Origin of the sequence: Pseudomonas sp. B13(2017), assembly GCF_002113245.1 — a bacterium.
Classification (GTDB): Bacteria; Pseudomonadota; Gammaproteobacteria; order Pseudomonadales; family Pseudomonadaceae; genus Aquipseudomonas; species Aquipseudomonas putida_Z.
This window is the reverse complement of the sequence record NZ_NEJX01000001.1, coordinates 517833-535515: the sequence shown is the minus strand read 5'-3', so window position 1 is coordinate 535515 and position 17683 is coordinate 517833. Positions and strand designations below refer to the sequence as shown.

The 17683-nt window shown below is 62.6% G+C and carries 17 protein-coding genes; 10 read left to right on the top strand and 7 right to left on the bottom strand.

Annotated features, from left to right (window positions below):
* Nucleotides 1–178: 178 nt before the first annotated feature.
* From CAG44_RS02425 to CAG44_RS02410, 4 genes are all read left to right on the top strand, one after another.
* Nucleotides 179–1594: an acetyl-CoA carboxylase biotin carboxylase subunit gene (locus tag CAG44_RS02425; protein WP_013974837.1), complete on the top strand. Its 1416-nt coding sequence runs from the start codon at nucleotides 179–181 to the stop codon at nucleotides 1592–1594.
* A gap of 11 nt (nucleotides 1595–1605) precedes the next feature.
* On the top strand, nucleotides 1606–3414 hold the full coding sequence (gene oadA / locus CAG44_RS02420; protein ID WP_085691526.1) for a sodium-extruding oxaloacetate decarboxylase subunit alpha: 1809 nt from the start codon (nucleotides 1606–1608) through the stop codon (nucleotides 3412–3414).
* 217 nt (nucleotides 3415–3631) lie between these two features.
* On the top strand, nucleotides 3632–4957 hold the full coding sequence (locus tag CAG44_RS02415; protein ID WP_085691525.1) for a type II toxin-antitoxin system HipA family toxin: 1326 nt from the start codon (nucleotides 3632–3634) through the stop codon (nucleotides 4955–4957).
* Entirely contained in the window at nucleotides 4954–5232 is a 279-nt protein-coding gene (locus CAG44_RS02410) for a helix-turn-helix transcriptional regulator (protein WP_085588857.1), read from the top strand. Before CAG44_RS02415 ends, CAG44_RS02410 begins: the two co-directional genes overlap by 4 nt.
* 50 nt (nucleotides 5233–5282) lie before the next feature.
* Here the strand turns inward: CAG44_RS02410 and CAG44_RS02405 are convergent, their stop codons facing one another.
* Genes CAG44_RS02405 through CAG44_RS02395 form a run of 3 tightly spaced genes read right to left on the bottom strand, consistent with a single transcriptional unit; the run spans nucleotide 5283 to nucleotide 7049 of the window.
* Nucleotides 5283–5954: a GNAT family N-acetyltransferase gene (locus CAG44_RS02405; RefSeq protein WP_085691524.1), complete on the bottom strand. Its 672-nt coding sequence runs from the start codon at nucleotides 5952–5954 to the stop codon at nucleotides 5283–5285.
* Nucleotides 5955–5961: 7 nt separating this feature from the next.
* Nucleotides 5962–6408 carry a GNAT family N-acetyltransferase gene (locus tag CAG44_RS02400; RefSeq protein WP_085691523.1) on the bottom strand — a complete coding sequence of 149 codons (447 nt, stop codon included), beginning with the start codon at nucleotides 6406–6408 and terminating at the stop codon, nucleotides 5962–5964.
* 11 nt (nucleotides 6409–6419) lie between these two features.
* A complete protein-coding gene (locus tag CAG44_RS02395; RefSeq protein WP_085691522.1) occupies nucleotides 6420–7049 on the bottom strand; it encodes an FMN-binding negative transcriptional regulator in 630 nt (209 codons plus the stop codon).
* A gap of 90 nt (nucleotides 7050–7139) precedes the next feature.
* On the opposite strand from CAG44_RS02395, the gene CAG44_RS02390 reads away from it, so the two are divergent.
* Entirely contained in the window at nucleotides 7140–8684 is a 1545-nt protein-coding gene (locus CAG44_RS02390; RefSeq protein WP_085691521.1) for a PLP-dependent aminotransferase family protein, read from the top strand.
* 132 nt (nucleotides 8685–8816) lie between these two features.
* Here CAG44_RS02390 and CAG44_RS02385 read toward each other — a convergent pair whose 3' ends face one another.
* The 4 genes from CAG44_RS02385 to aspA all read right to left on the bottom strand — a co-directional run bounded on the left by CAG44_RS02385 (nucleotide 8817) and on the right by aspA (nucleotide 13851).
* Nucleotides 8817–9920: a polyamine ABC transporter substrate-binding protein gene (locus CAG44_RS02385; RefSeq protein ID WP_085691520.1), complete on the bottom strand. Its 1104-nt coding sequence runs from the start codon at nucleotides 9918–9920 to the stop codon at nucleotides 8817–8819.
* Nucleotides 9920–10963: a histone deacetylase family protein gene (locus CAG44_RS02380; protein ID WP_085691519.1), complete on the bottom strand. Its 1044-nt coding sequence runs from the start codon at nucleotides 10961–10963 to the stop codon at nucleotides 9920–9922. The genes CAG44_RS02385 and CAG44_RS02380 overlap by 1 nt, the downstream gene beginning before the upstream one ends.
* Before the next feature lie 225 nt (nucleotides 10964–11188).
* A complete protein-coding gene (locus CAG44_RS02370; protein WP_085691518.1) occupies nucleotides 11189–12181 on the bottom strand; it encodes an AraC family transcriptional regulator in 993 nt (330 codons plus the stop codon).
* A gap of 245 nt (nucleotides 12182–12426) precedes the next feature.
* The gene (aspA, locus tag CAG44_RS02365) at nucleotides 12427–13851 is read right to left on the bottom strand and encodes an aspartate ammonia-lyase (RefSeq protein WP_003260072.1); all 1425 of its coding nucleotides are present in this window, start codon (nucleotides 13849–13851) and stop codon (nucleotides 12427–12429) included.
* Nucleotides 13852–14033: 182 nt separating this feature from the next.
* Here aspA and CAG44_RS02360 point away from each other — a divergent pair, with 182 nt between their 5' ends.
* From CAG44_RS02360 to CAG44_RS02340, 5 genes are all read left to right on the top strand, one after another.
* The gene (locus CAG44_RS02360; RefSeq protein ID WP_161797629.1) at nucleotides 14034–14966 is read left to right on the top strand and encodes a LysR substrate-binding domain-containing protein; all 933 of its coding nucleotides are present in this window, start codon (nucleotides 14034–14036) and stop codon (nucleotides 14964–14966) included.
* A 171-nt stretch (nucleotides 14967–15137) separates the two neighbouring features.
* Nucleotides 15138–15629: a 5-(carboxyamino)imidazole ribonucleotide mutase gene (gene purE / locus CAG44_RS02355; RefSeq protein WP_003253304.1), complete on the top strand. Its 492-nt coding sequence runs from the start codon at nucleotides 15138–15140 to the stop codon at nucleotides 15627–15629.
* Between the two features lie 10 nt (nucleotides 15630–15639).
* The gene (locus CAG44_RS02350) at nucleotides 15640–16722 is read left to right on the top strand and encodes a 5-(carboxyamino)imidazole ribonucleotide synthase (RefSeq protein WP_025341133.1); all 1083 of its coding nucleotides are present in this window, start codon (nucleotides 15640–15642) and stop codon (nucleotides 16720–16722) included.
* Between the two features lie 96 nt (nucleotides 16723–16818).
* Nucleotides 16819–17064, top strand: a complete 246-nt coding sequence (locus tag CAG44_RS02345; RefSeq protein WP_012274863.1) for a GlsB/YeaQ/YmgE family stress response membrane protein — start codon at nucleotides 16819–16821, stop codon at nucleotides 17062–17064.
* A gap of 48 nt (nucleotides 17065–17112) precedes the next feature.
* Entirely contained in the window at nucleotides 17113–17646 is a 534-nt protein-coding gene (locus CAG44_RS02340) for a DUF3299 domain-containing protein (RefSeq protein ID WP_178076905.1), read from the top strand.
* Nucleotides 17647–17683 lie beyond the last annotated feature (37 nt).

Sequence of the window (17683 nt, the reverse complement as noted above, 5' to 3'; positions counted from 1 at the left end):
CTTCGGCAACACCTTGTTACCGCACTATAAGCTTTTGCTAATACAGCCCCTAACAAATATTGATTTTTGTTTATCAACCTACAGCGCTAGGGTGAATGTGCGACTGGCCAGCAACGTCTGGTCACGCGCCGACCGGGAGAACCGGCTCGACTGTTCCTACGGCTTTGGGAAGACTCCAGTGATAAAAAAAATCCTGATCGCCAACCGAGGTGAAATTGCAGTTCGGATCGTGCGTGCCTGCGCCGAGATGGGCATTCGCTCGGTGGCGATCTATTCCGACGCCGACCGCCACGCGTTGCACGTCAAGCGCGCCGACGAAGCCCACAGCATTGGTGCCGAGCCGCTGGCCGGTTACCTGAACCCGCGCAAGCTGGTGAACCTGGCTGTGGAAACCGGCTGTGATGCCCTGCACCCGGGCTATGGTTTCCTGTCGGAAAACGCTGAACTGGCAGAGATCTGCGCCGAGCGCGGGATCAAGTTCATCGGCCCGGCCGCCGAGGTCATTCGCCGGATGGGCGACAAGACCGAAGCACGCCGCACCATGATCGCCGCCGGTGTACCGGTAACCCCGGGTACCGAAGGCAACGTTGCCGATATTCACGAAGCCCTGAGTGAAGGTGACCGCATCGGTTACCCGGTCATGCTCAAGGCCACTTCTGGTGGTGGTGGCCGTGGTATTCGCCGTTGCAACAGCCGTGAAGAACTGGAACAGAACTTCCCCCGCGTCATCTCCGAGGCTACCAAGGCCTTTGGTTCTGCGGAAGTGTTCCTGGAAAAGTGCATCGTCAACCCCAAGCACATCGAGGCGCAGATCCTCGGTGACAGCTTTGGCAACGTCGTGCACCTGTTCGAGCGCGACTGCTCGATCCAGCGCCGCAACCAGAAGCTCATCGAAATCGCCCCGAGCCCACAGCTCACCCCCGAACAGCGCGCCTACATCGGCGACCTGGCGGTGCGTGCGGCCAAGGCAGTGAACTACGAGAACGCCGGTACCGTGGAGTTCCTGCTCGCCGATGGCGAGGTGTACTTCATGGAAATGAACACCCGAGTGCAGGTGGAACACACCATCACCGAGGAAATCACCGGTATCGACATCGTCCGTGAGCAGATCCGCATTGCCTCGGGCTTGCCGCTGTCGGTCAAGCAGGAAGACATCCAGCATCGCGGTTACGCGCTGCAGTTCCGCATCAACGCCGAAGACCCGAAGAACAACTTCCTGCCCAGCTTCGGCAAGATCACCCGTTACTACGCCCCCGGCGGCCCGGGCGTGCGTACCGACACGGCGATCTACACCGGCTACACCATTCCGCCGTTCTACGACTCCATGTGCCTGAAACTGGTGGTGTGGGCGTTGACCTGGGAAGAAGCCATGGACCGCGGCCTGCGGGCCCTGGACGACATGCGCGTGCAAGGGGTGAAGACCACCGCCGCGTACTACCAGGAAATCCTGCGCAATCCCGAATTCCGTAGCGGCCAGTTCAACACCAGCTTCGTCGAAAGCCACCCGGAACTGACCAACTACTCGATCAAGCGCAAACCCGAAGAGCTGGCCCTGGCCATCGCCGCTGCCATCGCCGCCCACGCAGGCCTGTGAGGAACCCCATAATGTCCAAGAAAATTCACGTAACCGACACGATCCTGCGCGACGCCCACCAGTCCCTGCTGGCCACCCGCATGCGTACCGAAGACATGCTGCCGATCTGCGACAAGCTCGACAAGGTCGGCTACTGGTCGCTGGAAGTCTGGGGTGGCGCCACCTTCGACGCCTGCGTACGCTTCCTCAAGGAAGACCCGTGGGAGCGCCTGCGCAAGCTGCGCGCGGCACTGCCCAACACCCGCCTGCAAATGCTGCTGCGCGGCCAGAACCTGCTGGGCTACCGCCACTACAGCGACGATGTGGTCAAGGCGTTCGTCGCCAAGGCAGCGGTCAACGGTATCGACGTGTTCCGCATCTTCGATGCCATGAACGACGTGCGTAACCTGCGCGTGGCCATTGAAGCGGTCAAGGCTGCCGGCAAGCAGGCCCAGGGCACCATCGCCTACACCACCAGCCCGGTACACACCATCGAAGCCTTCGTGAAGCAGGCCAAGCAGATGGAAGCCATGGGTTGCGACTCGGTGGCGATCAAGGACATGGCCGGCCTGCTGACCCCGTTCGCCACCGGCGAACTGGTCAAGGCGTTGAAGGCCGAGCAGTCGCTGCCGGTGTTCATCCACTCCCATGACACTGCCGGCCTGGCCGCAATGTGCCAGCTGAAGGCTGTGGAAAACGGCGCCGATCACATCGACACCGCCATCTCCAGCTTCGCCTGGGGCACCAGCCACCCGGGTACCGAGTCGATGGTTGCCGCGCTCAAGGGCAGCGAATTCGATACCGGCCTGGACCTGGAGCTGCTGCAGGAAATCGGCCTGTACTTCTATGCCGTGCGCAAGAAGTACCACCAGTTCGAAAGCGAGTTCACTGCCGTGGACACTCGCGTGCAGGTCAACCAGGTACCGGGCGGCATGATTTCCAACCTGGCCAACCAGCTCAAGGAGCAGGGCGCCCTCAACCGCATGAACGAAGTGCTGGCTGAGATCCCGCGCGTGCGTGAAGACCTCGGCTTCCCACCGCTGGTAACCCCGACCTCGCAGATCGTCGGTACCCAGGCGTTCTTCAACGTGCTGGCCGGCGAGCGCTACAAGACCATCACCAACGAGGTGAAGCTGTACCTGCAAGGCGGTTACGGCAAGGCTCCGGGCGTGGTCAACGAGCAGCTGCGCCGTCAGGCGATCGGCAGTGAAGAAGTGATTGACGTGCGCCCGGCCGACCTGCTGAAGCCGGAAATGGCCAAGCTGCGTGCCGATATCGGCGCCCTGGCCCGTTGCGAAGAAGACGTGCTGACTTTTGCCATGTTCCCGGACATTGGCCGCAAGTTCCTCGAAGAACGCGAAGCCGGCACCCTGACCCCTGAAGTCCTGCTGCCGATTCCTGAAGCGGGCGCAGTGGCGTCCCACAGCGGTGAAGGCGTACCGACCGAGTTCGTCATCGACGTGCACGGCGAAACCTACCGCGTCGACATCACCGGTGTGGGCGTGAAGGCCGAAGGCAAGCGCCACTTCTACCTGTCGATCGACGGCATGCCGGAAGAAGTGGTGTTCGAGCCGCTCAACGAATTCGTCGGCGGCGGCAGCAGCAAGCGCAAGCAGGCCAGTGCCCCGGGCCACGTCAGCACCACCATGCCAGGCAACATCGTCGATGTGCTGGTCAAGGAAGGCGACATGGTCAAGACCGGCCAGGCCGTGCTGATCACCGAAGCCATGAAGATGGAGACCGAAGTGCAGGCGGGTATCGCTGGCAAGGTCGTGGCCATCCACGTGGCTAAGGGCGACCGCGTGACACCGGGCGAGATCCTGATCGAGATCGAAGGCTGAGATAAGCCTTCATCTACAAGCGGTTAACCTCTGGGGAGCGGAATGCTCCCCTTTTTTTATGGAACAATATGCAATTTAGTGCAGATTACAGGCGCCAAAGCCTCCATAATCTGCACTAAAATGCATAAATTGGGTGTGGTTCAGAAAAACATCTGCACTATACTGCAGGCTGACGGCTGAGGCTGATCGAAAACATGCAGTAAATTGCAGGTGGCCAATGTACCGACTCACGCTCCAATTACATGACCAAGGTAAATGGCATGATGCTATTGCCATCGCCTTCGCCGAACCGGAAAGAAGCCTCTCCAGCCCTTGCGAGTTCGGATACACATCCAACTACGTCAAGACCAATCTGCATGCGTACGACAGCCTGTTCAGCCAGGCGGCCAGTGCCAAGCTCCCGGTGGACTTTGGCTCTCATCGTCTACCGCATGCTCCTGCATTCCTTTACGACATCGCGCCTGCAGGGGCTGCGAAGCGTTTTCTGCTGACGCATATCGGTCGTGAAAAACCGGCAGGCATGGGGGAAGACTTGTTTCTGCTAGGGCGCTCCACCCCAGCTCCGATTGGCAATATGCGCATCAGGGAGTCGGCTGAGTTACTGGACCTTGCGGACCCCATCGGTTTTACCCGCCAGGACGTCATCGTTCGCGATCAACGTTTTCTGGAGTACGCCTACGAGCAGGGCGCGGCCATAGGTGGCGCGACAGGCGCCGGTGGAGAGGCGCCAAAGCTGCTGATGACCGAAGATGAAAGCGGCCAGCTGTACCCGGACGCGGTGCTTGCGGATGAGAGGGCCTGTCGCCATTGGTTCATCAAGTTCGCCAGGCACCAGGCCTTGGCCGATGATCAGGAGATCCTGCGGGCCGAGTACCTCTATTACAGGGCGTTGCAGCAGCTTGGCATCGAGACGGTGGCCAGTGAACACATGGCGCTGGAAGAGGGAGCCAAGCCCAGCCTGTGGATGGAACGCTTCGACCGTCAGGTTACCGATCAGGGAGTACAGCGGTTTGCCGTGGAATCGATGTATTCCTTGTGTGGTGTAACCGAACCCGGTAGCCGGATGGGGCATTTGGAGGTGATCGAGACGCTCGTTGGCTTGTGGAAGATGGCCGGGCAGGGTAAAGAGGTGCCTGATCTGATCGCGGATTACCTGCGGCGCGACCTGATCAACAAGATCCTGGGTAACGCCGATAACCATGGACGTAATACAGCGATCATTCGTACCCGCGACACGGTGCGTCTTGCACCCATTTACGACTTGGCACCGATGGTGATGGATCAGGAAGGAGTAACCAGAACGACGAAGTGGCCCGCTTTGATCGAAAGAGCAGGCGAAATCGACTGGCAGGCAGCCTGTGTTGCGCTGGCCGAATTCATCGATCCGGATGAGGCTTACCAGCGTCTGCGTCAGGAGGCCCGGCACCTATTGGCATTGCCCGATATCTTGTCCGGCCTTGGGCTCCCGGAGGTAGTGATGAATCACCCGGCGATTGCGCTGGGCAAGCTCGAGCGCCGGATGGCGGAGTGGGGGTTGGCATGACGGTTTCCATCGATGCCCGAGGTCTGATGATCGATGGCGTGCGCGAAGGTATTGCCGACGGTACAATCGAGCTGGGTACTGCCGTTCGCCGCCTGCGCGTAGAAGTTGCAAAGATGCAGCAGACCCAGTTTGCGCTGATGTGCAAGATTTCCGTGCGAACGCTCATTCAGATCGAGCAGGGGGATGGTAACCCCACGCTCAAATCGTTGAACGCGGTATTCAAACCGTTCGGTTTGCAGATGGGCGTCGTCAGGCGTGCGAGCCCGATCAGATAACCGGGCTTGCACCGATCGCGGGCCTGCCGGCCCGTGATCGGTTATGCCGTTCACCCCCTACGGCAGTCCTCAAGTGTCCGCACCTGGCCTTGCGGCCGCTGGTTCTCTTCACTCAACCAGCGCTCGAACGCGGTCGCCAACGCCGGCCACTCATCATCGGTAATCGAATACCACGCCGTATCCCGGTTGTGATCCTTCACCACCAGGTGCTTGCGGAAAACCCCCTCGAACACAAAGCCAAACCGCTCCGCTGCACGCTTGGAGCGTGCGTTGGCGTTGTTGCACTTCCACTCCAGCCGGCGGTTGCCCAGCTCGAAGCCCAGCCTACCCAGCAGGTACACCGCCTCGGTGCCCCTGGGCGTACGCTGCATGGCGGCGCTGAAGGCAATGTGGCCGATTTCGATGCGGCCGTGGTCGGGCACGATCGACATCAGGCTGAGGATGCCCTGGGCCTGGCCGCTGGCGCGGTCGATGACGGTGTAGAACAGCGGGTCGCGGCCAGCGGCGTTGCCTTCCAGCCAACGGTCGAAGGCGGCACGTTCGGTGAACGGGCCATAGGGCAGGTAGTCCCACAGCACCGGGTCGGCCGCCGGGCCTTGCAGCACCTCCCAGAGGTCGTCGCCATGGCGCGCCGGGTCGAGCTTTTCCAGGCGGATGAAGCGGCCGTCGATGGGCTCGGCCTGGGGGGCTGCGGCGGGTTTCCAGTTCAATGCGTCGGTCATGTTCGGCTTAGAACTCTTTGCGGAATTGGATGAAGCCCGAGCGCTCGGCAACCTGTTGGTACAGGCTGATGGCGGTGGCGTTGGTCTCATGGGTCAGCCAGTGCACCTTGGCGCAGTTGTCGGCCTTGGCTTTGGCGTAGACATGCTCGATCAGCTGGCGGCCGATGCCCAGGCCGCGCTGCGCGTTGTCCACGTACAGGTCCTGCAGGTAGCAGGCATTTCCGATGCTCCAGTTGGAACGATGGTAGATGAAGTTGACCATGCCCACTGCCTTGCCATCGACCCAGGCCAGGGCCGAATGGGTTGGTTCGTTCGAGTCGAGCAGGCGTTGCCAGGTGCTGAGGTTGACCTCTTCGGTCAATTCGGACTCATAGAAGTGCAAGTAGGCCTGCCACAGGGCGAGCCAAGCAGCATGGTCTTGGGTGGTGACAGGACGCAGGGTGACACTGGACATGGGCTATTCCTTCAGAGTTGGCGCATGTGCGCCGCGAGTTGGTTATCCAGGTAATCGGGGCTGGCGCTCAGGCCTTCACGCACGCCGGCAATGTCTTGCTCAGAGCGGTTCTGGCTGAGCTTGCGCGCGCCCTGCAGGCGGGCGATGGGCAGGCGGATGCCGACGATGGCGCGGAGCATGCCATCGAGGTAGTAACGCGGGGCATCGGTGACGTTCCACGGTTCGCTGCGGCCTTGTTCGTGGTGCTCGGTCAGGCGGCTGACAATGGCCAGCAATGGCTCGGCTTCCTGAATCACTTGGGCCGGGCCATAGGCGTGCACGGCCAGGTAGTTCCAGGTTGGCACCACCTTGGGGTTGTCGGCCTTGCTCGGGTAGTAACCGGGGCTGACATAGGCATCGGCGCCGGGGAACACCAGCAGGGCTTCGCCGCCTTGCTTCAGGTCGTGCCACTGGGGGTTGGCCCTCGCCAGGTGGGCATAGACGGTGCCGAATTCGCCTTCGGCGATATCGACCAGCACGGGCAGGTGCGTGGCCAGCAGGCCTTGTTCGCCCTTGCTGACCAGGATGGCCAGGCGGGTGTCGAGCATGTGCTGGTGCAGGCGCCCGAGGTCGTGTTCCTGATGGGGTTTGCTGTTGTACATGCTCGGTTTCCTTGTGCGATGGCTCCATCCTAGGCAGGCTATTGGTTCATAGTAAGAGCCATTAACAGCTGTTTTTATAGGTCCAATACCGTGAGCGAGCGCCCCCTAGTGTTGCCTTTCGACCCTGCCGGAATCGCCCTCGATCGCCGCCGCGGGCTCAGCCAGCAGCTGTACCAGGCGCTACGTGCGCGGGTGCTGGACGGGCGCCTGAGCAGTGGCACGCGGCTACCGGCCACTCGTGATCTGGCCGCCATGCTGGCGCTGTCACGCAACAGCGTGGTGCGGGCCTATGACCAGCTATATGCCGAGGGCTACATCGAAAGCCGGGTAGGCGACGGCACCTATGTTAGCCAGTTACCGAAACTCTCCGCTGCAAAACTATCCACACAAGTATCCACAGGGTTATCCCGGGGGTTATCAACAGACTTATCCACATTTCCCTCAGAAAATACTGAGGATTTATCCAGCAAACGCTGTTCCAGCGAGCCTTTGCAGCGCCTGAAAAGTAACCATCTGCCGCCCCCAAGAAGCGGTGCACCGCGTGCTTTTCGCGTCGGTATTCCGGCGTTCGACCTGTTCCCGTTCGACGTCTGGGCCAAGCTGCAGGCGGGTTTCTGGCGCAACCCGGCTCCGGCGCAGTTGGGTTATGGCGACCCGGCAGGCGAGCCGCTGCTGCGCGAACTGATCGCGGCCTACCTGCGTCGCTCGCGTGGGCTGAGTTGTACTGCTGAACAAATTGTGATCACCAGTGGTGCGCAGCAGGCCATCAGCCTTTGTGCACAGTTGCTGTTGCAGCCGGGCGACGGTGTGGCTGTGGAAAACCCGGGTTACCGCGCAGCCGGGCATGCCTTTGCGCTGGCCGGTGGCAGGTTGTGTGGCGTGCCGGTGGACGAGGATGGCATGGACTGTCGCCGGCTCGGGCAACTGACGGATTGCCGGCTGGCCTATGTCACGCCAGCCCACCAGTACCCGACCGGGGTGACCATGAGCCTGGCGCGCCGCCTGGAACTGCTGGCCTGGGCCGAGCGCAGCGAAGGCTGGATCATCGAAGACGACTACGACGGCGAGTATCGCTACAGCGGTGCGCCCCTGGCCCCGCTAGCGGCGCTCGACCGGCACGGGCGGGTACTGTACGTCGGTACCTTCGGCAAGATCGCCTTTCCGGCGTTGCGCCTGGGCTACCTGGTACTGCCGCCGCAACTGGCGCAGGCGTTCAGCCAGGGCAGGGCGCTGGCGGTGCGGCATTCGGAGGTCAGTAGCCAGTGCGTGATGGCCGAGTTCATGGCCCGGGGGCACTTTCAGCGGCATATCCGGCGCATGCGCAAGGCAGCGTTGAGCCGGCGCAATGTGCTGAAGGCTGGCTGGCCTGTGGATATTCCGGGTTTGGGCGGCATGCCGGAGGTGGCGGCCGGGCTGCATGTGAAGGTCGATGTGGATAACTTTGCGCGGGAGCAGGAGCTGGTGGCCAAGGCTGAAGCGGTGGGGGTGGAGGTGACGCCGCTGAGCAATTTCTGGCTGGCGGACAGCGAGCAGCCTGTGGATAAGCGCGCGGGACTGGTGCTGGGGTTTGCAGCGGTGCCGGAGGGGGAGATTGCCGAGGCTTTGATGCGCTTGCGCAAGGCTTGGAGGAAGTGAGTAGGGCCGCTGGGCGGCCCAATCGCCGGCAAGCCAGCTCCCACAGGATCTCCACTGCTTTCGAGGCAGATGCAGTAACTGTGGGAGCTGGCTTGCCGGCGATTGGGCTGCAAAGCAGCCCCCGGCTCTAAATCAGGTACCGGACTTGATCCGTGTCCAGGCCCTGGTCCGAGCCCGCTCGGCATCCCGCGCCAGGGGCTTGAGGGTATACAGCTTGGCCATCGCCTCCGCCGTCGGATACAGGTTGGGGTTGTTGCGAATCGCCGGGCTCACCTTGTCGGTCGCGTCCTTGTTCGGGTTCGGGTACCCGACAAAGTCGCTGATCGGCGCAATCACCTCGGGCCGCAGCAGGTAGTTGATGAACGCGTGGGCATCTTCCGGGTTGGCCGCGTTCTTCGGAATCGCCAGCATGTCGAACCAGATCGGTGCACCTTCCTTGGGCAGGCGCATGTCCACCACCACGCCATTCTTCGCCTCGCGGGCGCGGTTGGCGGCCTGCGAGAAGCTGCCGCTGTAGCCCACTGCCACGCAGATATCGCCGTTGGCGATGTCGGCCATGTATTTCGAGGAATGGAAGTAGGTGATGTGCGGGCGGATCTTCAGCATCAGCGCTTCAGCTTTCTTGTAATCAGCCGGTTTGTCGCTGTTCGGTGGCAAGCCCAGGTACTGCAACGCCAGCGGCATGATCTCCGACGGCGAGTCGAGCAGGGCCACGCCGCACTGCTTGAGCTTGGCGATGTTCTCTTCCTTGAAGATAAGGTCCCAGCTGTCCACCGGGGCGTTGTCGCCGAGCGCAGCCTTGACCTTGGCCGGGTTGAAGCCGATCAGCACGGTGCCGTACATGTAAGGCACGGCAAATTTGTTGCCGGGGTCGTTGGCCTCGATCAGCTTCATCAGCGCCGGGTCCAGGTGCTGCCAGTTCGGCAGCTTGCTGCGGTCCAGTGGCTGGAACACCCCCGCTTCGATCTGCTTGGCGAGGAACACGTTGGACGGCACTACCACGTCATACCCGGAGTTGCCGGTCAGCAGCTTGGCTTCCAGCGCCTCGTTGGTGTCGAAGATGTCGTAGACCAGCTTTACCCCGCTGTCTTTCTGAAATTCGGTGAGGGTTTGCGGAGTGATGTAGTCGAACCAGTTGTACACCCGCAGGGTGCGCTGTTCGGCCTGGGCGTGCAGGGCACCGGTGAACAGGGTAGCGGCGATGAACGGGGCGAGCAGACGCTTGAGTCGGACCATTACCGGGCTCCTGGCTGGGCGTGCTGGAAGCCTTCCAGCACATTGACCGCGTTGATACCGATTTCTTCCACAGCGTAGCCGCCTTCCATCACGAACAGGGTCGGCTTGCCGAGCTGGGCGATGCGCTTGCCCATTTCCAGGTAGTCCGGGCTGTCCAGCTTGAACTGCGAGATCGGGTCGTCCTTGAAGGTATCCACGCCCAGCGAGATCACCAGCACATCGGCGTCATAGGCGGCGATGCGCTGGCAGGCGTCCTCCAGCGCAGCGCTCCAGGCGGCCCAGTCGCTGCCGGCTGGCAGAGGGTAGTTGATGTTGCAGCCTTCACCGGCACCCTCGCCGGTTTCATCGGCATAGCCGAGGAAGAACGGGAACTCGTCGCGCGGGTCGCCATGGATCGAGGCGAAGAACACATCGTTGCGGTTGTAGAAGATGTCCTGGGTGCCGTTGCCGTGGTGGTAGTCGACGTCGAGGATGGCGACCTTGCGCCGGCCCTGGTCGAGGAAGGCCTGGGCGGCGATGGCGGCGTTGTTCAGGTAGCAATAGCCGCCCATGACTTCGCCGGCGGCATGGTGCCCTGGCGGGCGGCACAGGGCGAAGGCGGAATGGGCGCCTTGCTGGATCGCCGCCTGCGCGGTGAGGGCAACCTGGGCGGCGCTGTAGGCGGCCTGCCAGGTGCCGGCGGTGATCGGTGCGCCGGCATCGAAGCTGTAGTAGCCCAGCTCACCGTGCAGGCCGGTGGGCTTTACCTGGCGCAGGGTGCGTGCGGGCCAGGTGAACGGCAGCAGGTCGCCTTCCTGGCCCAGTGCGGCCCAGCGCGCCCAGGCGCCTTCGAAGAAGTCCAGGTAGCCGGCACTGTGGATACGCAGCAACGGTGCGCGCCCGAAGTCGGTGGGGCCCTGGATGTCGCCGAGGTTGCGCTTTTTGACCTGGCCGAGCACATGGTCGGCGCGTGACGGCATTTCGAAACAGGGCATCAGCTTGCCGTCGATCAGCTCGCAGCGGCCGTGGTGCAGGCGGTGGTCATCGGAATAGATCGTCAGCATTGTTGTTCTCCGGTGGGTACTGGCGTGGGCCCATTCTCATGGGCCGGCCAGTGGGGGAGAACGACGCAAGTGGCCAAAAGGGGATCGATGTGGCCAAGCTCTTTGGCCCGCTTTTCCTGTACCGGCCTCTTCGCGGGCGCGCCCGCTCCCACAGGTATCCCACAACACTGGGGAGTTGTGCAGAACCTGTGGGAGCGGGCAAGCCCGCGAAGAGGCCGGTACAGGTCAACCGCGAAAATGGCTGGGCGCGACGCCACTCCAACGCTGGAAGGCATGCCGAAAACTGGCGGTCTCGCTGAACCCCAGGCACTCGGCAATCCGATAGATCGGCATCTGCTCATCAGCCAGCATCTGCTTGGCCCGCTCGAACCTCAGTTCATCCAGCAGCTGTTGATAACTGCTACCCAACGCCTGCAAATGCCGGCGCAGGGTGCGCGATGAGCAGTTCATCTGCCGCGCCAGCCCTTCCAGCCCGGGCGCTGCATCCAGTTGCTGCGCCAGCAGTTGGCGAATCCGCCCCAGCCAGGCCTGGCGGCCGGTGAATTCCAGGTTCAGGCGCCGGCAGCGTTCGCTCATTGCCTTGTGGGTAATCGGGTCGGCCAGCGGCAGTGGTGTGTCCAGCCAGCGCCGTTCGAAGGCAAAGGCATTGTCCTCGGCCTCGAAACCGACCGGGCACTGGAATGCCCCGGCATAGAGTGCGTGGTAACCGGGCCGTGGGTGTTCGAAACGGGCTGCCAGCAGGGGCAGGGGGCGGCCGAGCAGGTCGTCGCAGATGACCTTGAGCGACACCAGGCAGAACTCGGCGTTGAAGGCGGTCAGCGTCGGGCTGTCGTGGTAGTCGCTGGCGCTGAACCAGACGCGCTGACCGTCGTCGAGCAAACGCAGCTTGAAGACTGTTCCCAGCAGTGCCGGATACTGCAGCGCCAGGCGCAAGGCGTCACCCAAAGTGGCACTGGAGAGCAGGGCGTAACCGAGCATGCCGTAGCACGACACATGCATGCGCCGGCCCAGTTCCAGGCCGATATCCTCGCGTCGGGCAACGGCGTTGGCGCACACCTGCAGTTCCTGCTGGGTGGTGATGCGCGCATCGGCATGGCCCAGGTCTGCCGGGCCGATGCCGCTGCCGGCCAGCAGCGCCGACGCCTCGCAACCGTCTGCCTGGAAGACGTTGAGGATCAGCGAAACCGCGTTGAGGGTGGTCAGGTGGCTGTGCAGCATGCTGGGTAATCCCGTTGGGCTGGGACGCATTATGGAGCAAGTTGTGTGCCGATGTTCGGGGGCCGCTCCCACATTGGCCGGTGTACGCAGGGCTATTATAGGAGCGGCCTTGCGTCGCGATGGGCTGCAAAGCAACCCCACAGATCCTTCAGGCAAAAAAAAGGCCCGAAGCATAGGCTCGGGCCTTGGAAAGGTTGAGAGGTGTCTAGTCCCTCGACCTGGTGAGACTGTTTACAGCGGCCTGGTTACGCCTTCAGCGGAACCAGACGGGGAGCGATCATGTTTTCCGGACGCAGGATGTCGTCGAGCATCGCGTCGTCCAGCAGCTTCTCTTCGCGCACCAGTTCCAGTACGCCGCGGCCGGTTTCCAGGGCAACGCGGGCGATACGGGTGGCGTTTTCGTAGCCGATGTACGGGTTCAGGGCGGTGACCAGGCCGATCGAGTGCTCGACCAGTTCACGGCAGCGCTGTTCGTTGGCGGTGATGCCGACGATGCAGTGCTCGCGCAGCATGTCCATGGCGCGTTGCAGCAGGCGGATCGAGTCGAAGATCTTGTAGGCGATCAGCGGCTCCATAACGTTCAGCTGCAGCTGGCCACCTTCGGCGGCGACGGTCAGGGCCAGGTCGTTGCCCATGATGGCGAAGGCCACCTGGTTGACGGCTTCCGGGATAACCGGGTTGACCTTGCCTGGCATGATCGAACTGCCTGGCTGACGCGCTGGCAGGTTGATCTCGTTGATGCCGGTGCGCGGGCCGCTGGACAGCAGGCGCAGGTCGTTGCAGATCTTCGACAGCTTGACGGCGGTACGCTTGAGCATGCCGGAGAACAGCACGAAGGCGCCCATGTCCGAGGTGGCTTCGATCAGGTCGGCAGCCGGTACCAGTGGCTGGCCGCTGATGGCAGCCAGGCGCTGTACGGCCAGGGCCTGGTAGCCAGGGTCGGCGTTGATGCCGGTGCCGATGGCGGTACCGCCCAGGTTGATTTCGGTCAGCAGTTCCGGGGCCAGCGAGCGCAGGCGCTGCAGGTCTTCGGTCATGGTGGTGGCGAAGGCGCGGAATTCCTGGCCCAGGGTCATCGGTACGGCGTCCTGCAGCTGGGTACGGCCCATCTTCAGTACGTGGTCGAATTCCTTACCTTTGGCAGCGAAGGCCTGGATCAGGCTGTCGAGGCTGGCCAGCAGGGCGTCGTGGCCCAGCAGCAGGCCCAGACGGATGGCGGTCGGGTAGGCGTCGTTGGTCGACTGCGCCATGTTCACGTCGTTGTTCGGGTGCAGGTACTGGTACTCACCCTTCTGGTGGCCCATGGCCTCCAGCGCGACGTTGGCGATGACTTCGTTGGCGTTCATGTTGGTAGAAGTACCAGCACCGCCCTGGATCATGTCCACCACGAACTGGTCGTGGTAATCGCCTTTGATCAGGCGGGCGCAGGCTGCGGTGATGGCAGCGTGCTTGGCATCGCTCAGGTGACCCAGCTCACGGTTGGCGTCGGCAGCAGCCTGCTTGACCATGGCCAGGGCCACGACCAGCTTCGGGTAGTGCGACAGCGGAACACCGGAGAGGTGGAAGTTGTTGGCAGCGCGCAGGGTCTGGATGCCGTAGTAGGCATCTGCAGGAACTTCAAGGGTACCCAACAAATCTTTTTCGACGCGGAACGATGCAGCGGAGGACATGATGTATATCATCTCGATTTTGACCCGGCACATGCCGGAATGGCGCCAATCCTAGGCCTGAAGGTGATTTTGCGGCCAATGCTGTTGCACGCTAACCTATGCACAAACGGCATAGTGTTTCATGTGACGCCAATTGACATTCGAGCGTGTTCCATTTTGGTGCACGCCAGGAGATGTGCTTCGTGAACCTTGAAAGCAAATGGCTGGAAGACTTCAGCGCACTGGCCGCCACCCGCAGTTTTTCCCAGGCGGCAGAGCGGCGTTTCGTTACCCAACCTGCCTTCAGCCGGCGCATTCGCAGCCTGGAAGCAGCCTTGGGCCTGCAATTGGTGAATCGTTCCCGCACGCCGATCGAGCTGACAGAGGCCGGCCAGCTGTTTCTCGTCACGGCGCGTACTGTTGTCGACCAGTTGAGCGAAATTCTCCGCCACTTGCATCATCTGGAAGGCGGGCAGGGTGAAGTGGTGCAAGTGGCCGCGGCACACTCGCTGGCATCGGGCTTTTTCCCGCGTTGGGTGGCCCAGTTGCGCAATGACGGGTTGAACATCGCCACCCGCCTGGTTGCGACCAACGTCGGAGATGCCGTGCATGCATTACGCGAAGGTGGCTGCGACCTGATGCTGGCCTTCTATGACCCGGATGCCGCCCTGCAGATGGATGCCGAGATATTCCCGTCGCTGCACATGGGCACCACTGAAATGTTGCCGGTATGCGCCGTGGATGCCGACGGCAAGCCGTTGTTCGACCTGGAAGGCGAGGGCAGCGTGCCGCTGCTGGCCTATACCGCCGGCGCCTTCCTCGGTCGCTCGGTCAATTTGCTGCTGCGTCAGCGCAACCTGCGCTATACCACCGTCTATGAAACCGCCATGGCCGACAGTCTGAAGAGCATGGCGCTGGAAGGCATGGGCATCGCCTGGGTGCCGCGCCTGTCGATGCGTGGCGAACTGGAACGGGGCGAACTGGCGATCTGCGGCGGCAGCCAGTGGCACGTGCCGCTGGAAATCCGCCTGTACCGCTGCGCCCTGGTGCGCAAGGCCAATGTGAGGCTGTTGTGGCGCAAGCTCGAGGGGGCGGCGATGGTTGACCCAAAAGTCAGTCAAAGCCCCGAAAAATAAGGGGCGACAGTTGGTCGCCGGGGTGCCTTAAACGCACCACCTTACGGTATACTGCGCGGCCTTTCGACCGGATGCGTCCGGTCCTGATCAGCAAACAAGCCACGCCGGTCGTCCCGCGTGGCTTGTTGTTTTTTGACGCGCCCAAGGGCGCACAAGCGAAGAGGCTCGACGATGAGTGCACTGGTTGGCGTGATCATGGGCTCCAAGTCCGATTGGTCCACCCTTAGCCACACCGCCGATATGCTGGAAAAACTCGGCATTCCCTACGAGGTGAAGGTGGTTTCCGCCCACCGTACCCCGGATCTGCTGTTCCAGTATGCCGAGGAGGCTGAGGGGCGTGGCATCGAGGTGATCATCGCCGGTGCCGGTGGCGCAGCCCACCTGCCAGGCATGTGTGCCGCCAAGACCCACCTGCCGGTGCTGGGCGTGCCCGTGCAATCGTCGATGCTGTCGGGTGTCGATTCGCTGCTGTCGATCGTGCAGATGCCTGCCGGCGTGCCGGTTGCCACCCTGGCCATCGGTCGTGCCGGTGCGGTCAACGCCGCGCTGCTGTCGGCCAGCATCCTCGGCGCCAAGTACCCGCAGTACCACGCGGCGCTCAAGCAGTTCCGCACGGAACAGACCGACACCGTGCTGGACAACCCAGACCCGCGCCAGGCTTGAGGCTCAACCCATGAAGATCGGTGTAATCGGTGGCGGCCAGCTGGGCCGCATGCTGGCCCTGGCGGGTACCCCGCTGGGCATGAACTTCGCCTTCCTCGACCCGGCGCCGGACGCCTGCGCTGCGCCGCTGGGCGAGCACCTGCGTGCCGACTACGGCGACCAGGACCACCTTCGCCAGCTGGCCGACGAAGTCGACCTGGTCACCTTCGAGTTCGAAAGCGTCCCGGCCGAGACCGTGGCCTTCCTCTCGCAGTTCGTGCCGGTGTACCCCAGCGCCGAAGCGCTGCGCATCGCCCGTGACCGCCTGTTCGAGAAGAGCATGTTCCGCGACCTGGGTATCCCTACCCCGGCCTTCGCCGACATCCTCTCGCAGGCCGACCTGGACGCAGCGGTGGCCAGCATCGGCCTGCCGGCCGTGCTGAAAACCCGCACCCTGGGTTACGACGGCAAGGGCCAGAAGGTGCTGCGCACGCCTGAGGACGTGGTCGGTACCTTTGCCGAGCTGGGCAGCGTACCTTGCCTGCTGGAAGGCTTCGTGCCGTTCACCGGCGAGGTGTCGCTGGTGGCCGTGCGCGCCCGTGATGGCGAAACCCGCTTCTACCCGCTGGTGCACAACACCCACGAAAGCGGCATCCTGCGCCTGTCGGTCGCCAGCCAGGCGCACCCGCTGCAGGCCCTGGCCGAAGACTACGTGGGCCGCGTGCTCAAGCAACTGGACTATGTGGGCGTGATGGCCTTCGAGTTCTTCGAAGTCGACGGCGGCCTGAAGGCCAACGAAATCGCCCCGCGCGTGCACAACTCCGGGCACTGGACCATCGAAGGCGCCGAGTGCAGCCAGTTCGAGAACCACCTGCGCGCCGTCGCCGGCTTGCCGCTGGGCTCGACTGCCAAGGTCGGCGAGAGCGCGATGCTCAACTTCATCGGTGAAGTGCCGGCGGTGGACAAGGTGGTTGCCATCGGTGACTGCCACCTGCACCACTACGGCAAGGCCTTCAAGGTTGGTCGCAAGGTTGGCCACGCCACCCTGCGCTGCCACGACATGGCCACCCTCGAGCGCAAGATTGCCGAAGTAGAAGCCCTGATCGGCAACTGATCGAACTTCTACCAGCGGCTTGCCCTCTGAAATGGCAACAAGCCAAAGCGCTGTCTAGGCTTTGGCTTGTTCCATCTTCACTGCAGAGGGATTGCCATGGGTATCATTGGAACCATCTTCATCGGCCTTATCGTCGGCCTGCTGGCCCGCTTCATCAAGCCGGGCGACGACAGCATGGGCTGGATCATGACTATTCTGCTGGGGATTGCCGGCTCGCTGCTGGCCACCTACGGCGGCCAGGCGCTGGGTATCTACCAGGCCGGGCAGGCTGCCGGTTTCCTTGGCGCGCTGATCGGTGCGGTGATCCTTCTGGTGATCTACGGATTCATCAAGAAACGCTGAATACTGGTTAGAATGCCCGGCAATTCATTCGAGTTGCCGAGCATTTTCATGCGTGCCTTTTTTCTCGCCCCACTGCTGTTGGCCAGCGCCCTGGCCCATGCCGAACTGCCTGAAACCGACTGGCTGGAGCTGATGCCCAAGTCGGACCAGCAGGCGCTCGAGCAAATGCCCGATATCGACCACAACTCGCCGGAAGCCATGGGCACCTTTACCGACAAGGGCGGCCTGAAGCAGAGCAAGGGCCTGCCGGCGGTGATGTACTCGACCAAGACCGTGGCGGCCATGAACGGCAAGGAAATTCGCCTGGGCGGCTACCCGGTGCCGCTGGAGAGCGATGCCAAGGGCAACAGCACGTTGTTCTTCCTGGTGCCGTACCCGGGCGCGTGCATCCATGTGCCGCCACCGCCACCGAACCAGCTGGTACTGGTGCGCTATCCGAAAGGCCTGAAGATCGATGATATCTACACACCGCTGTGGGTCAGCGGCAAGTTGAAGGTCGAGAAGGTCAGCAATGACCTGGCCGATGCGGCCTATGCGCTGGATGCGGGGAAGGTGAGGGTGGTGGAGGATGCAGACCTCTGATTGCCTGCACTGGCCCTTTCGCGGGTAAACCCGCGAA

Bases quoted from the DNA above. Each gene is read 5' to 3' on its own strand.
- oadA (WP_085691526.1), top strand. From the start codon at position 1,606: ATGTCCAAGAAAATTCACGTAACCGACACGATCCTGCGCGACGCCCAC.
- CAG44_RS02405 (WP_085691524.1), bottom strand. From the start codon at position 5,954: ATGACCGACGCATTGAACTGGAAACCCGCCGCAGCCCCCCAGGCCGAG.
- CAG44_RS02340 (WP_178076905.1), top strand. From the start codon at position 17,113: ATGCGTGCCTTTTTTCTCGCCCCACTGCTGTTGGCCAGCGCCCTGGCC.
- CAG44_RS02350 (WP_025341133.1), top strand. From the start codon at position 15,640: ATGAAGATCGGTGTAATCGGTGGCGGCCAGCTGGGCCGCATGCTGGCC.
- CAG44_RS02380 (WP_085691519.1), bottom strand. From the start codon at position 10,963: ATGCTGACGATCTATTCCGATGACCACCGCCTGCACCACGGCCGCTGC.
- CAG44_RS02395 (WP_085691522.1), bottom strand. From the start codon at position 7,049: ATGTACAACAGCAAACCCCATCAGGAACACGACCTCGGGCGCCTGCAC.
- aspA (WP_003260072.1), bottom strand. From the start codon at position 13,851: ATGTCCTCCGCTGCATCGTTCCGCGTCGAAAAAGATTTGTTGGGTACC.
- purE (WP_003253304.1), top strand. From the start codon at position 15,138: ATGAGTGCACTGGTTGGCGTGATCATGGGCTCCAAGTCCGATTGGTCC.
- CAG44_RS02410 (WP_085588857.1), top strand. From the start codon at position 4,954: ATGACGGTTTCCATCGATGCCCGAGGTCTGATGATCGATGGCGTGCGC.
- CAG44_RS02345 (WP_012274863.1), top strand. From the start codon at position 16,819: ATGGGTATCATTGGAACCATCTTCATCGGCCTTATCGTCGGCCTGCTG.
- CAG44_RS02415 (WP_085691525.1), top strand. From the start codon at position 3,632: ATGTACCGACTCACGCTCCAATTACATGACCAAGGTAAATGGCATGAT.
- CAG44_RS02385 (WP_085691520.1), bottom strand. From the start codon at position 9,920: ATGGTCCGACTCAAGCGTCTGCTCGCCCCGTTCATCGCCGCTACCCTG.
- CAG44_RS02400 (WP_085691523.1), bottom strand. From the start codon at position 6,408: ATGTCCAGTGTCACCCTGCGTCCTGTCACCACCCAAGACCATGCTGCT.
- CAG44_RS02370 (WP_085691518.1), bottom strand. From the start codon at position 12,181: ATGCTGCACAGCCACCTGACCACCCTCAACGCGGTTTCGCTGATCCTC.